The organism is Lysinibacillus sp. RC79, assembly GCF_041262405.1.
Classification (GTDB): domain Bacteria; phylum Bacillota; class Bacilli; order Bacillales_A; family Planococcaceae; genus Lysinibacillus.
Map to the genome: position 1 here is coordinate 221,736 of NZ_JBGCCD010000004.1, position 14,430 is coordinate 236,165.

Consider the following 14,430-nt stretch of genomic DNA (forward strand, 5'->3'; position numbering starts at 1 on the left):
CAACCCCACGTTATGGTAATAGGCCTTCTACTTAATAAAAAACCTGTGAAAATATATATTAACCAGCACTAGTTTTTACCGCATGGTAAGAAACTAGTGTTTTTTATTGATGAAAAGTCTTTTAAGTTATCACAAATTTCCTATTTTTTTGCATAGAAATGGGTTGTTTTTGAAGAAATATGGAAATAGCATTTACAAAATAAAATTAAATGTGTTAACTTGAATAGTGTCAATGGTTAACTTAAAAAGAGGGGGAGGTTAACGATGCAACATTTTTGGGTTGTTGGGACAGATACAGATGTTGGTAAAACGGTTATCACTACATTACTGATGCGTCAATTACAAAAGCATGATTTACAAGTCATGCCTTATAAGCCTGTGCAAACTGGCGAAGTTTATGAGAATGGGTACTACTTTTACAACGATACAGCAATGTATGAAAAGTATTCATTACAAAGATTAAAACAAGAAAATTTAAATGGCTATTCGTTTAAGGAAGCCGCATCACCACATTTTGCTGCACAGCTGGAGGGACAGCAAATTGATGTGGGGCATTTATTACAGCAAATTCAGTTGCTACAACAAGCAAATGATGTCGTGATTTGTGAAGGCGCAGGGGGACTTTTTGTCCCATTGGATACATATGGAGAAAATACTCTTCTTGATGTCATCGTTCAAAGTAAGCTTCCAGTCGTTCTTGTCACACGAACAACACTAGGAACGATTAACCATACATTGCTTACACTTGAGGCATTACATGCTCGTAATGTTGAGGTTCTTGGCATTGTATTTAATGGAGACACAGGTAGTCAGATGGAACGAGATAATGTGAAAATGATTCTACAATATCATGATTTGCCATATGCGACGATCCCAAAGCTTCAGGATATTTCACATATTATTGACTATTCCATTTCACACACATCTTTGTTTGAAAGGTTGTTCAAATATGAAACAAGCATTAACTGAATTGCAGACGAGAGATTTACAGCATGTTTGGCATCCTTGCTCACAAATGAAGGACTATGAGCAATTTCCACCAATTGTTATTAAAAAAGGACAAGGTGTATGGCTTTATGATGAAAATAATAATCGCTATTTAGACGCCGTATCTTCCTGGTGGGTCAATTTATTTGGACATACGAATCCGCGTATAAGTCAAGCATTAAGCGATCAAGCGTTTACATTAGAGCATACGATCTTTGCGAATTTTTCACATGAACCTGCCATTAAGGTGGCAGAAAAATTAGTCGCCTTAACACCAGACGGTTTAAATAAAGTATTTTTTGCAGATAACGGCTCGTCAGCAATAGAAGTCGCACTTAAAATGAGTTTTCAATATCATATGCAGACGGGAAAAACAACGAAAAAGCGATTTTTAGCTTTAACGGATGCTTATCACGGTGAAACACTTGGTGCCTTATCTGTTGGCGGGGTAGGGCTGTATAACGAAGTGTATCAGCCGCTTTTATTGGATACAGTACGTGCACAAGGACCGGATTGCTTCCGATGTCCTTTTCAAGAGAATCCTGGAAGCTGTCAAGCCCAATGTATACAGTTTGTTGAAAAGGAGCTTAGTCAGCACCATGAAGAAATTACAGCTATTATTATTGAGCCACTTATTCAAGCAGCTGCAGGGATGAAAATGTATCCTCCAATTTATTTGAAGCGATTGCGAGAGCTATGTACAAAATACGATGTTCATTTTATCGCAGATGAAATTGCAGTAGGGTTTGGACGTACAGGTACATTATTTGCCTGTGAGCAAGCGGATATTGCTCCAGATTTTATGTGCTTGTCTAAAGGTTTAACGGGTGGTTATTTGCCACTATCCGCTGTTTTAACGACTGATGATGTATACAACGCTTTCTATGATGATTACGGTACAATGAAAGCGTTTTTACACTCCCATAGCTATTCTGGTAATACACTTGCTTGTCGCGTAGCCCTAGAAGTTTTGACAATGTTTGAAGAGGAACGTGTGCTCGACACGATACAAAACAAGGGTGAACGTATGCGAAAGCTAGCTATGGAGGCATTTGAAGAGTTGCCGTTTGTTGGTGAATATCGACAGGTAGGACTAGTTGGCGCAATTGAATTAGTCGCTAATCGTGAAACAAAGGAGCCACTACCGAGTGAGGAACGTATCGGCTTTCAAATATATAAACGTGCCTTAGAAAAGGGCTTACTGATTCGTCCTCTCGGCAATATATTATATTTCATGCCTCCATACATCATATCTGATGATGAAATGAGTTTTATGATTGATACAACAAAAGATACAATCATGCAATTTTTTGAGGACCGGGAGGGAGTAAGTTGTTCAAACGACAATCAACACTGTCACTTGTGATGATTGCGATGTTTGCTGCGTTAACCGCAATCGGTGCATTTATTAAAATACCGCTACCAGTAGTGCCATTTACATTACAAATTGTTTTTGTATTTTTAGCAGGCAGTTTGCTCGGCAGTCGCAGTGGATTGCAAAGTCAGCTCGTCTACATAGGCGTTGGTTTAGTTGGTTTGCCAGTTTTTACTCAAGGTGGAGGCATCACCTATGTATTGCAACCAACATTTGGCTTCCTTATCGGCTTTGCACTGGCCGCTTTAGTAATTGGTTTCATGATTGAAAGAGTGGATACGCCAACGAAAAAACATTTTATCGGTGCAAATATTGTCGGGCTTATTATTATTTATGGGGTGGCAGTTCCGTATTTATATGTGTCTTTGAATTTCTGGTTACATATGAAAACGAGCTGGTCACATATTTTCGTAGTTGGCTTTTTAAACAGCATTGTTGCAGATTTTTGCTTAGCGATAGCTTCTGCATTTTTGGCCGAGCGACTATACAAAGTATTTAATTCAGCAAGGACTTTAAAAATTATACAAGCAGAGAGGGAGAATGTCTAAATGAATTGGTTACAGTTAGCAGAGGAAGTTATTGCAGGGAAAATCATTAGCAATGAGGAGGCACTTGCCATTTTAAATAGTGATGATGATGAACTATTGAAGGTGATGGACGGTGCCTTTGCTATTCGTAAGCATTACTATGGGAAAAAAGTAAAATTAAATATGATTATGAATGCTAAGAGCGGTTATTGCCCGGAGGATTGTGGCTATTGTTCACAGTCATCAAAATCAACAGCACCGATTGAAAAATATCCATTCATTACGAAAGAGGAAATTTTAGCGGGGGCAAAACGAGCATTTGACAATAAAATTGGCACGTATTGCATCGTGGCAAGTGGTCGTGGGCCAACTCGAAAGGATGTCAATGTAGTAAGTGAAGCTGTTACAGAAATTAAAGAGAAGTATGGCTTAAAAGTATGTGCTTGTCTTGGCTTGTTAAAAGAAGAACAGGCACAGCAATTAAAAGAAGCGGGGGTGGATCGTTACAATCATAACTTAAATACATCTGAACGACATCACTCCTATATAACTACGTCCCATACGTATGAAGACCGTGTTAATACGGTTGAAATTGCGAAAAAGCATGGAATCTCACCTTGTTCAGGTGCCATTATTGGTATGAAAGAAACAAAAGAAGATGTCGTGAATATTGCGCGTGCACTTCATCAATTAGACGCGGATTCCATTCCGGTCAACTTCTTAAATGCGATTGATGGCACGAAACTAGAAGGGACAAAAGAATTAAATCCACGTTATTGCTTAAAAGTTTTAGCGTTGTTCCGTTATATTAATCCAACTAAGGAAATTCGCATTTCTGGTGGTCGAGAAGTCAATCTTGGGTCACTTCAGCCACTAGGCTTATATGCAGCAAACAGTATCTTTGTTGGGGATTATTTAACAACTGAAGGACAAGAAGCAAACAGTGATTATCGTATGCTTGAGGATTTAGGCTTTGACATTGAATTATCAGAGAAGCAAGAAGAAGCATTTTGTTAAATAAAAACTTATGAAATAAAATCTACTACTACTACTTAATTATCATCGAATTGGAAAGTCGTATGTGCGTCGTGGAAAAGGCGTACATATGGCTTTTTCTGTTTTTCTGTTGGGCGGATAAAATCGTAGAAATGCTCAGGTAGGAGGGTAAAGTGCTCGGGTTCAACGGGAAAACGCTCAGGTAGGAGGGAAAGTGCTCGGGTTCAACGGAGAAACGCTCAGGTAGGAGGGTAAAGTGCTCGGGTTACCAAGAAAAACTGCTCAGGTAGCATGACCAAGTGCTCAGCATCGTCGAAACCCTACGATTGGCATATAAATGAAAAAAAGTGACGGATAATAAAACGAAAAGAACTGTTTTTATGCCTTGAAAAATCAGGTTTTCACAAATTGTTCAATGAAAGCGTTTTGAAATTGAACAGTTTGTGAAGGGCTTCACATAAGGCTTTATTTTTAAAAAAATCAGCGTAAAATAAGAATCAAGTAAGGAATTGTTATAAAACAGTTTGAAAAAAGTATCACAATTATTGGTGGTTGTTATATTACAAAAACGAATTGGAAGGGAGAATTTAATTATGTGGGTTATTACAGTATTTGATAAAAAGGATGTTCGAATTTTTGAGTATACAAACAAAAATGAGGCAACACAAGCTTTAGCTAAATTCAAGAAAAATGCAGTTTTAACATATACAAAATAATTTCAGATTAAAGTGAAGCAACCCTTTTCGACGCTAAAGCGCACGAAGAGGGTTGTTTTTTACGTTGTACAGATTATCCTATTAATGAACGAGAATTGAAATCGCACTATACACTAATAAAAGAGCCATCACAATATTAAACGATTGACGATACTGTTGTAGAATTTTTTGAAAAACTGAACCAAATAGGGCCCAACTGAATGTACTCATTATACCTACCATTCCTAAAAATAAAGAAAAAAGAAAGTAGCTGACATAGGAAGAATAATAGGGAAGAATATAGGTTGCTACTACTGTAATGCCGAACAAAATACCTTTAGGATTCATGAATTGTAATAAGACGCCTACTAAAAATAAGTTTCGTTTGTTTTCCTCTTCTTTATCATTATCATTCTCTTTGCTCGTTAGTATTTTAAAAGCTAAATACAACATATAGCCTACACCAAGAATGGTCAAAGGAAATTCGATCATTGGCATGATATTTGTAAGGACCCTATTAAATAAACTACTCAACCCTGTAATCGCTAAAAATCCAACCCCAACACCTATACAAAATTGAAGAGTTCTTGTTAATCCATATTTGTTTGCAAATGTCATTGCCATGATATTGTTAGGACCTGGTGTAAAGCTAGTGATTATAACGAATACTAAAAAAGAAAATAAAGGCATTTGTGGCCCCCCCTTGAATTTGTTTGTTATAATGTCTGAAATAAACAATATAACGTCCGTCTTTTTATTATACATAATGGTCGTTATATTGTACATTTGAAGAGGGGTTATGTAATGGAAGAAATTCAACTTATCTTTGCTAGAAATTTAAAAGCTATTCGAGAGAAAGAAAAATTAAGCTTGGAAAAAGTTTCTCAATTGTGCGGAGTAAGTAAAACGATGATAGGACAAATTGAAAGGGGAGAGTCCAGTCCAACTCTTACAACTATTTGGAAAATAGCGAATGGGTTAAAAGTTTCCTTTACTACTCTAATTAATAATCCTCAGCCTGATACCGAAATTATTGTTAGAGAAGATGTTCAAATATTATCTGAGGATGATGGACGGTATAGAGTGTATCCATATTTTCCTTTTCAAGAGGATAGCCGTTTTGAAATATACACGGTGGAGATTGAAAGAAAAGGGACATTAAGCGCTGAGGCTCATAAAGATGGCACAGAGGAGTTTATCACCGTTTTTGATGGTGAACTAGTGATTAGAGTCAATGAAGACGAAATTCACTTAAAGAGTGGTGACTCCATTAGATTTAAAGCAGATCGTCCACACATCTACATGAATCCTAGTGATACGCTAACACGATTAAGTATGACTATCTATTATCCAAACTAAATTTATAACTGGAATGTGTATCCATTGGGCCAGATGATCTTTATTTAAGGCTGTTTTCGTAAAGATTGTTGCTCTTCAACGAACGGGGCAGTTTAGTTCAATAAGAGGTACGGTATTTAGTAATACTAGAACTAAAATATGAGGAAAACAGGAGTATTAATTAATGAGTAAAACCGTTACTTTTTCAGTGTCTACAAAACAAGTGAAAGAAGCCGTCACTTTACAAGAATTAGTTATAGTTGAAGAAATGGACGATAAAGCGATAAAAAAGCAGTAGAAGGATTTTTCCGAGATTGGCTTTGGAATAACGTTTCTTTTTCTTACATCATAGACGAAGACTAAAGCAAAAGTACTGACCTACTCTGTAACCAAAAGAAGAATTTACTTATTCTACTAATGGGGGCTTTACTTAAAGATTATTGAGTTGCATAGGTAGCTCTTTTTTCTTATTGAACTAACTGTGCAGTTTAGTGGAATAGACAGTTAATTTCAATTGAGAAAAAAAGCGTGTTTTGATCAAACTTTTTTCAAAACACGCTTTTCTATTTGCTCTTATATCAAGGTTTATTAAGTTAATTTAATCAAACTTTATTCCATCCAGGGCTACACCATTGACTATCCTACAGGGTTTGCGTTTTGATAATCGTATAAGGATGTCAAAGATTTAGAGATTACTTGCAATTATCTTAAAGTTTTTGCACCAGAATATTTCTTTAGTACAGGTATAGAAACGCTTCCCTTTCCGATGATATCAATCAGCTTTGTTCCAAACCATTGGCAAATCAGGGCATACATGATCACTTTCCAATCGATCACGACACCGGCAACAAGTAATATCAAACTATTAATCCAAAATAATATGCTTCCGGGAGGTCGCTTTATAAAAGATGATATAATAAGAGCTAAAATATCCATTCCTCCTGAAGAAGCCCCCATTTTAAATAAAATTCCCACACTAAAACCAAATAAAAAGGCTCCAATTACTAAATCGACCCATACATTTCCAATTGGATGATGAATGTGTGGAGAAAGTGAATGGATAGTGAAGGCAGCTGCGCCGACACAAAACATTGTCCACACTGCGTTGCTTGTTCCAAGCCACTTGAAGGCGGCAATTACCATCACCGCATTTAATATCCAAATGCTCGTTGCATATGGCACAGCCCATATGTAATTTAATAACACACCTATTCCGGCAGCACCACCGGATGGAATGTAATGAGGAAATAAGAAAATAGACATAGCTGCTCCTTGAATGGCAGAGGCAAATGCAAGAATGATTGCTTTAAATAAATGTTGCGACATAACTACTACATCTCCTTGTATGTATCACAGTATTTCTCTTTTGTTTTACATTATATTAGTTCAATCATTAAGTGAAATATAGATTAGTGATAGTTATAATTAGAAATATTTATGATTAGAAAATGGTCATTACAGATCAAGATGCTATTTAAGTCACTATCTCCAACGGATAGCAACCTTTTAACAAGAAAAAAACATTCAGAATGATTATAAAAGGATTGAATTGATAGGAGGGTATTGTGTGATTCTGGTGCAAAGATAAAGTAAAATTAACTATTTCGATTAAACTGTTTGAAATTCCGATAATCGTAAATTATCATAAGTATCCGTCATTTCAAATACGAACGGGGCAGGTTACTTGAAGAAGGGAAATGTTTATATTAGGGAGAATCTATACGGAAAAGATTTAATTTTTTTAGAATTGAGGTTTTTAACAAATGTCAGTTGAAAGAAATAGTATGGTTTCTTCTTTAAAGAAAATTAGTAATACCAATCCTAAGAGAGAAAGGATTTAAAGGTTCATTTCCACATTTCCGTCGAATTAAAGAAAATTAAGTTTTTCTCTAAGATATTTTTTATCAGTTTCATTTAAAGATACAGCAGTCTAAATCCTTTCTTGAGCACTAAGTACACAGATTGTAAAAAAATGAGCTAAGAGGAGAGCAATTGGATAGACCTAATAGGTAGTCGTCTTTTCGGCAGGCTTTCTTAAAAGAGAGGAGGCCCCCAAAATACTCAATTTTGTACTTATTCTTTGAGAAATGTTTCAATGAAATGACGTGCTGTAGTAGTCATATATTGATTTTTCATCCAAACAATAGCCGTCTGAGTAAGTAATGATTTTTCAGAAATTTCTTTATATTTAAAGTCATTATTTTTAAATAATTGTAGCCAATCTCTCTGGACAATTGCAATACCAATACCTAAATTTGCCCAAAGTAAAATTGATCTAGTATCATCGATTCTGCCAATTATTTTTGGTTCAAATCCCGCATTTTGACATACCATTGTTATCATTTTCTCATATCTATTGTGTACGAGTAATGGTTGTTCAAATAAATCCGATATTGCTATCTTCGAAGATTCATTTTCCTTCCAAAATGGTTCTCCAACAGTAACCGCCACCATAGGTTCCTCTGGCAGTAAAATAGAATCCAAATATTCTGAATCGATAGGGGTTCTGACAATACCGATATCTATTAATCCCTTTTTTAACATATCCAAAATCTCGGGTGTGTTACGGTGTATAATTTGAAATCCGATATTAGGGTATATTTGATTGAACTTATATATTTGATCGGGCAGTATTGCATCACCGGTAACTGCAAGAGTTCCGATTTTTAGAATACCACACTTGCCTTCGTCGAAATCCTTTAATTCTTTAACTGTAGTTTCGAGTAAATCAATAATTTGTTTCGCTCTGTATTGTAATCTTTCCCCTGATTCTGTGATTTTTAAATTTCTAGTATTTCTTTCGAATAACTGTATACCCAATTCATCTTCTAATATTTTCAATTGTTTACTAAGTGGTGGTTGTGCCATATGCAATTTTTCTGCTGCCTTAGTAATGTTGCCTTCATCAGCAATGGCAAGGAAATATTTAAGTTGTTTGATATCCATAAAAAATCATCTCCAATTTAATTTATTCCTAAATACTATTAATGATATATCATTTAGATATTTTTATTATATATAAGTGTTTAGTAAAATAAAACTATTCTTTATTTGGGAGAGAGTTTTATGGATATAGTATTTTCACTTTTAATATTATTTATTACATTGATTATTTGCATCCTTAAGAACATTTACATTTTTTATCCTCTTTTATTTGGTTTAAGTATTTTAATATTACTAGCATTAAAACGAGGATATAAGATAAAAGAAATATTAACTATGTTATTAAAAGGTGCATTAAAAACAAATCAAATTTATATTCTTTTGATATTAATTGGCGTATCTACTGCTATTTGGATGAGTAGTGGAACGATTTCTGCTTTTATATTTTATGGGATAAAAATTATTAATCCAAATCTTTTCATCATCTCAGTTTTTTTTATTACTTTAGTTGTTTCATTCATTATAGGATCATCTTTCGGAACGGTAGGTACAATTGGCATTGTATTTATTACTTTGGCTAAAGCAAGTAATATAAATCTTGATTTAATTGCAGGTGCTATAATAACTGCTGCATATATTGGAGAGAGAATTTCTCCATTATCATCTAGTGCTAATTTGATTGCGATTTTAACTGAAACCAATCTTTATATTAATTTAAAAAGAATGACCTTATCAACCGTAGTTCCGTTTATTATAACTGTTAGTATTTATGTGATCTTATCAATAAAAAACCCACTTAGTATTAAGTCACTAAATATAAATACTGAACTTCAAAATTCCTTTAATCTAAATTTAATGGTTCTAATACCTGCACTTATTATTTTGATATTCGTAATTTTTAAAATTGATGTGCGTATAGCCTTGTTAGTTAGTATTATGATTGCTTGTGTAGAAAGTCTTTTGCTTCAATCTAGATCATTTGGTGAAATAGTTCATTTTATTATTTTTGGATTTGAAATGAATTCTCACAATAATATTTCGAATATTTTATATGGTGGCGGGATACTACCAATGCTTAAAACAATTTTGATAGTGATAATCTCATCATGTTATGCAGGAATCTTTGAAGGGACAAAAATGCTTAAGGATTTCGAGACCATTTTAGAAATTACAAGTCAAAAGTTTGGAACATTTTTTTCTATGATTTTAGCAAGTATTGCTGGTTGTTTTATTGGCTGTAGTCAAACATTTGCAATAATAACCGCTCATCAACTTATGAGTAAAATCTATATAAAAAGAAATATAAAAAAATCTGATCTTGCACTCGATATTGGAAATACTGCTTTAATTATTGCTCCTTTAGTACCCTGGAATATTGCATCAACTTTTCCGGCACTAATTTTATCAGTTGGTGCAGGATATATACCGTACGCCTTTTTTTTATATTTTGTACCTTTATTTGGGTTAATTAAAGTCATTGACTTAAATTATAAAAAATATGTACTCGATACAAAAAATTAAAGCAAAAACGATACATTATAACCATTAGGGTAGTCGCCTTTTCTTAAGTAATGGGAATTATTCTTGTTATACAAGTGGTCAATAACGTAAGGTTTTTTAGCTACTCGAATCTTTGACTAACGGTGCAGGTTAGTGCAAGAAGGGATAAGATGAGAATATGCGTGTAAGAATATTTATTAAGGAGCTGTTTGTATGCTTCATATGAATGTAAGCAAAAAATTTAAAACTTCTTATCAAATTAAATTTTCGAATGCCTATCGTTTTTTATGCGTAAGCCCGAAATATAAAAAATATGCGTACCTTTCCGGACCGCACTACGAATGTCCATCTATCTGAAATTTTTTTCGAATAGATGGCTATTTTGCACATGTGGCTTGGATATTTTTCGACCAAGGCATGTATTTATTTAAAATTTGGGGTTGCTGATGGATCGGCAAATTCGGCAGCTCCATCCTTAGTTTAACTAAATATTGATAGAAATCGATACCATTCGCTTTTGCTGTTTCAGCCAGACTCAAACAGTGCATTCGCTTTAGCACCAGCTTCACTCACAGAAAAACGCCAGTTCTTTCGGCCAATCACATTAGGACGAATCGGATTTTCAGCTGGATTATTATCAATTCCAATCCGACCATCGAACAGAGAAACTTTTAACCCATGTACACGATTTAATGTGTTTTTGGAAACTTTATCCAAGGTGTTTTTTCCGAAGAATGGCGATTTATCTACCCATTCCTGAAACTTTTCGACAATCGGTTTTGATTGCTTTTGCTGTGCTTTACGACGCTTTCCTGGTGAGAGATGCTTATATTGCCGTTCTAAGCGATACAGTTGATCACAGTAATCCAAGCCGATTTTCCCATTTTTGCTATCGGCTTTCAGCCAATAACGTCGTATATGCGCCCAACAATTAGCGAATGAAATATTAGATAGCTTACCGTATGCTTATAAAATGCTATTTTTATCGCAATTATTGTCGAAATAATGTCGAAGATTGTAAAAAAAATACAGTATTATAAATATCACTACTCATGATGATCTTATCTGTGTATAGTTGCATAAGATAAAATGAATAATATTCTACGATAGATGAAGGGGATTACTTTTAAATGGGAAAGAAAATTGCATGGGTTACAGATACAGCAGCATTGTTAGATGAAAAGTTCATACAGGACAATCAAATTCACGTATTACCACTTAATATAGTGTTCGAAGAAGGGGCTTTACGCGAAACTGTTGATATGACACATGATCAGTTTTACGAAAAGCTACGAAATGCTAAAAAAAATCCAAAGACATCACAACCTGCTATTGGTGAAGTTGTAGACTTATATAAATCATTAAAAGAACAAGGGTATACATGTGCAATTGCAATTCATACCTCTCAACATCTTTCGGGCACTTATCAAAGCACTTTCACAGCAGCTGGTCAAGCTGAATTTGAAGTATATCCAGTGGATTCAAAAATCGGGTCATTTCCGATGATGAAAATGATTAAACTCGGTCAGCAGTTAGAGCGTGAAGGTTTTGAACCTGGCTATATTGTTGAAAGAATCAATGAGATGGCAGATAACAGTGAGCTTTCATTTATTCCGGCTAACTTATCACAATTACATAAAAGTGGTCGAGTTTCAGGGACTCAAGCATTTTTAAGTAACTTGTTGAATATTAAAGTTGTCATATCATTTGAAGATGGAAAGCCCGTTATGAAAGAAAAAGTACGCGCTACGACTAGAGCTAAAACATATGTACAAAATGTTTTAAATACAGACCTAGAAAAAAGTATTATCCCTGAAGTTGCAATTATTCACTGTAATGATGAAGAAGGCGCAACCGCTTGGAAAAAAGCTTTAGAGAACGAATATCCGCTCATAAACTTCTCCGTATTACCACTAAGTGCTTGTGTAGCGGTTCATGCAGGTGAAGGAACGCTTGGTTTAAGTTGGGTACGTCTACCAGAGCTTGCACCACTTAAGAAAAAGAAAGCTGAATTAGTTACTATATAAACATAATTGTAATCTAAATTATTGTAGGTACATGAAGTTGCGAAATTCCTATAAACCAACTATTATACAGTCAGAGAGCATTTTAGCTTAAGTAAACTGGCAGATGTAACGTTATTTTTTGAATGATAGCAGTGTTTTCATTCAGGTATGGGGGACTGGCTGTTAAATTTTGTTTGAATACGGATATTGTTATTATAGGTAATTTAGTCTTCGACGATTTGAATCATATGCGCATTTGTCGTGCGGTAGATTCCGTCGAGATAGAACGTTTCAATTGGGGAATTATCAGTGGGCGTGCCTTTGCGGGACATGCTTAGGGTAATTCCTTTTTCTTTGACTGATTTTTGATACGCATATGATGTGTACACAGAACCTTGATCGCTATGCAAGATGCAGCCTTGCGGTAGAATTGATATAAAGTATCCAAAACGAATGACGTATCTTGTGTAGACTCAATTGTTTGCGCTACAATTTCTCCGATATAGAGTAAGCCCAAAATATAAAAAAAAAGCGCACCTTTTCGGTACACACGACGAATGGCCATCTATCCTAATTTTTTTTGGATAGATGGCTAGTTTGTACATGTGGCTTGGATTTTTTTCGACCAAGGCATGTAATTATTTAAAATCTCTGGCTGCTGGTGAATCGGTAAATTTGGCAATTCTGTCATTAACGTCACTAGGTATTGATAGAAATCGATGCCGTTTGCTTTTGCCGTTTCAGCCAAACTTAAACAGATGGCATTCGCTTTAGCGCCTGCTTCACTAACAGAGAAAAACCAGTTCTTACGACCAATCACATTTGGACGAATCGCATTTTCAGCCGGATTATTATCGATTTCAATCCTACCGTCGAACAGAAAAGCTTTTAATCCATGTACACGATTTAATGTGTATTCCGCAACTTTGGCTAAGGCATTTTTTCCGAAGAAAGGTGATTCATCCACCCATTTTAAGAATTTCTCTACAATCTGCTTTGAATGTTTTTGCCGTGATTTTCGGCGTTTACCTGGTGAAAGATGCTTGAATTGTCGTTCTAGGTGATACAGTTGATCACAGTAATCCACGCCAATTTGCCCGTTTTTGCTATCGGCTTTCAGCCAATAACGTCGCACATGCGCCCAACAGTTGGCGAACGTGACATTACCGTATGCCGAAGAACCATCACAAATCATGGTTCCTTTAAAGCCTTCTGAAAATTCTTCTAGTACAGAACGACTTCTCGATAATGCACTTTGAAAAAGAACAATGATCGGTCCTTGGCTTGGCACACTGCGGAATTCCCAATTATAGGCGTTCGATTGACCAGATTTTCCGTCTGAACGTTTGATTATTTGCGCATAGGTTTCATCCACATGTAGAACAGATTTTGCTGTTAATGTCTGCTTCATCTGTTCATAAACCGGTAGAAGCCAATCTTTTGCTGCACGGATTACCCAGTTTGATAAGTTCTTATCATTCGTAAGCAGGCCATATCGTTCCCACTCCTTTACCTGACGGTAAAGGGGCAAGTATTGGATGAACTTATCATAGATGAGTTTTGCTAGAACGGTAGGTCCCGCAATGCTTCGCTGAATGGCAGCTTGTGGGGCTTTCCCACGTTTCATTTGTGCTTTTTGTGTGGCATCCATTTTACAGTGCTTGCACTCGTAGGCATGTTCAATATGCTGGATGCGCATCATTTTTGCAGGAATGAATTTTGCTTCTTCACGCGCAATAGTTGTACCGGCTTCGGTCATTTGGCCAAGGCAACAGTCGCATTGTGTATTGGTGGGGTGATGATGAATTTCTTCTATTTCAATCCCTTCATGAAAAGAATCATTCCGTTTTTTCTTATGTAGTTTACGGTTAACAGTGTAAGTAATCGTCGCTGTGCTTTGTTCTTCTGTGTGCTCAGATTCGTTAAAAGACGGATCGTCATCGAATAAAGAACCTTGTCCGTCTGGTGCTTGATACTTTGATTTTTCCGATTTTGAACCGTATAAAGCCTTGGTTAATTGGCGAACTTGTTCAGTCAATGCTTCGATTTGTCGATTTGACTGAGCTAATTGTTGCTCAAGCATTCGAATTAATTGTTCATTTTGATTTTCTCGCTTAGGAACG

The 14,430-nt window shown here is 35.5% G+C and carries 12 protein-coding genes and 2 pseudogenes; 8 read left to right on the forward strand and 6 right to left on the reverse strand.

All coding sequences use genetic code 11. The features are described from left to right. The first annotated feature begins 264 nt into the window (after nt 1-264). The 5 genes from bioD to ABH968_RS06065 all read left to right on the forward strand — a co-directional run bounded on the left by bioD (nt 265) and on the right by ABH968_RS06065 (nt 4,601). Nucleotides 265-969, forward strand: coding sequence for a dethiobiotin synthase (gene bioD / locus ABH968_RS06045; RefSeq protein ID WP_370043118.1), 705 nt, complete (start codon nt 265-267; stop codon nt 967-969). Beyond that, a complete protein-coding gene (bioA, locus tag ABH968_RS06050; protein WP_370043119.1) occupies nt 950-2,353 on the forward strand; it encodes an adenosylmethionine--8-amino-7-oxononanoate transaminase in 1,404 nt (467 codons plus the stop codon). The genes bioD and bioA overlap by 20 nt, the downstream gene beginning before the upstream one ends. Further along, nucleotides 2,320-2,910, forward strand: a complete 591-nt coding sequence (locus ABH968_RS06055) for a biotin transporter BioY (RefSeq protein WP_370043120.1) — start codon at nt 2,320-2,322, stop codon at nt 2,908-2,910. The genes bioA and ABH968_RS06055 overlap by 34 nt, the downstream gene beginning before the upstream one ends. After that, on the forward strand, nt 2,911-3,906 hold the full coding sequence (gene bioB / locus ABH968_RS06060) for a biotin synthase BioB (RefSeq protein WP_370043121.1): 996 nt from the start codon (nt 2,911-2,913) through the stop codon (nt 3,904-3,906). Nucleotides 3,907-4,478: 572 nt separating this feature from the next. Then, entirely contained in the window at nt 4,479-4,601 is a 123-nt protein-coding gene (locus ABH968_RS06065; RefSeq protein ID WP_277815945.1) for a hypothetical protein, read from the forward strand. Between the two features lie 81 nt (nt 4,602-4,682). On the opposite strand, the gene ABH968_RS06070 is transcribed toward ABH968_RS06065, so the two are convergent. Beyond that, nucleotides 4,683-5,270, reverse strand: a complete 588-nt coding sequence (locus ABH968_RS06070; protein WP_370043122.1) for a LysE family transporter — start codon at nt 5,268-5,270, stop codon at nt 4,683-4,685. Nucleotides 5,271-5,384: 114 nt separating this feature from the next. Between ABH968_RS06070 and ABH968_RS06075 the strand changes: the two genes are divergently transcribed. Then, on the forward strand, nt 5,385-5,939 hold the full coding sequence (locus tag ABH968_RS06075) for a helix-turn-helix domain-containing protein (RefSeq protein WP_370043123.1): 555 nt from the start codon (nt 5,385-5,387) through the stop codon (nt 5,937-5,939). Nucleotides 5,940-6,620: 681 nt separating this feature from the next. Here the strand turns inward: ABH968_RS06075 and ABH968_RS06080 are convergent. Both ABH968_RS06080 and ABH968_RS06085 read right to left on the reverse strand, forming a co-directional pair. After that, nucleotides 6,621-7,244, reverse strand: a complete 624-nt coding sequence (locus ABH968_RS06080; RefSeq protein WP_370043124.1) for a YitT family protein — start codon at nt 7,242-7,244, stop codon at nt 6,621-6,623. A 747-nt stretch (nt 7,245-7,991) separates the two neighbouring features. After that, the gene (locus ABH968_RS06085; protein ID WP_370043125.1) at nt 7,992-8,864 is read right to left on the reverse strand and encodes a LysR family transcriptional regulator; all 873 of its coding nucleotides are present in this window, start codon (nt 8,862-8,864) and stop codon (nt 7,992-7,994) included. 120 nt (nt 8,865-8,984) lie between these two features. On the opposite strand from ABH968_RS06085, the gene ABH968_RS06090 reads away from it, so the two are divergent. Next, nucleotides 8,985-10,322 (forward strand): Na+/H+ antiporter NhaC family protein, encoded by a 1,338-nt coding sequence (locus ABH968_RS06090; RefSeq protein WP_370043126.1) that lies wholly within the window; start codon nt 8,985-8,987, stop codon nt 10,320-10,322. A gap of 356 nt (nt 10,323-10,678) precedes the next feature. Here the strand turns inward: ABH968_RS06090 and ABH968_RS06095 are convergent. Further along, nucleotides 10,679-11,267, reverse strand: a pseudogene (locus ABH968_RS06095) (IS66 family transposase); the annotation flags it as partial. A 164-nt stretch (nt 11,268-11,431) separates the two neighbouring features. Between ABH968_RS06095 and ABH968_RS06100 the strand changes: the two are divergent. Further along, entirely contained in the window at nt 11,432-12,328 is an 897-nt protein-coding gene (locus ABH968_RS06100) for a DegV family protein (RefSeq protein ID WP_323646460.1), read from the forward strand. A gap of 206 nt (nt 12,329-12,534) precedes the next feature. On the opposite strand, the pseudogene ABH968_RS06105 reads toward ABH968_RS06100, so the two are convergent. Both ABH968_RS06105 and tnpC read right to left on the reverse strand, forming a co-directional pair. Continuing rightward, nucleotides 12,535-12,815, reverse strand: a pseudogene (locus tag ABH968_RS06105) (DDE-type integrase/transposase/recombinase); the annotation flags it as partial. Nucleotides 12,816-12,899: 84 nt separating this feature from the next. Continuing rightward, nucleotides 12,900-14,390, reverse strand: a complete 1,491-nt coding sequence (gene tnpC, locus ABH968_RS06110) for an IS66 family transposase (protein ID WP_483308116.1) — start codon at nt 14,388-14,390, stop codon at nt 12,900-12,902. Between the last annotated feature and the right edge of the window lie 40 nt (nt 14,391-14,430).

What these genes read in the sequence shown, in the direction of transcription:
- ABH968_RS06100 (WP_323646460.1), top strand. Translation starts at nt 11,432, where the DNA reads ATGGGAAAGAAAATTGCATGGGTTACAGATACAGCAGCATTGTTAGAT.
- tnpC (WP_483308116.1), bottom strand. Translation starts at nt 14,390, where the DNA reads ATGCTTGAGCAACAATTAGCTCAGTCAAATCGACAAATCGAAGCATTG.
- ABH968_RS06065 (WP_277815945.1), top strand. Translation starts at nt 4,479, where the DNA reads ATGTGGGTTATTACAGTATTTGATAAAAAGGATGTTCGAATTTTTGAG.
- bioD (WP_370043118.1), top strand. Translation starts at nt 265, where the DNA reads ATGCAACATTTTTGGGTTGTTGGGACAGATACAGATGTTGGTAAAACG.
- ABH968_RS06075 (WP_370043123.1), top strand. Translation starts at nt 5,385, where the DNA reads ATGGAAGAAATTCAACTTATCTTTGCTAGAAATTTAAAAGCTATTCGA.
- ABH968_RS06090 (WP_370043126.1), top strand. Translation starts at nt 8,985, where the DNA reads ATGGATATAGTATTTTCACTTTTAATATTATTTATTACATTGATTATT.
- ABH968_RS06070 (WP_370043122.1), bottom strand. Translation starts at nt 5,270, where the DNA reads ATGCCTTTATTTTCTTTTTTAGTATTCGTTATAATCACTAGCTTTACA.
- bioB (WP_370043121.1), top strand. Translation starts at nt 2,911, where the DNA reads ATGAATTGGTTACAGTTAGCAGAGGAAGTTATTGCAGGGAAAATCATT.
- bioA (WP_370043119.1), top strand. Translation starts at nt 950, where the DNA reads ATGAAACAAGCATTAACTGAATTGCAGACGAGAGATTTACAGCATGTT.
- ABH968_RS06085 (WP_370043125.1), bottom strand. Translation starts at nt 8,864, where the DNA reads ATGGATATCAAACAACTTAAATATTTCCTTGCCATTGCTGATGAAGGC.
- ABH968_RS06080 (WP_370043124.1), bottom strand. Translation starts at nt 7,244, where the DNA reads ATGTCGCAACATTTATTTAAAGCAATCATTCTTGCATTTGCCTCTGCC.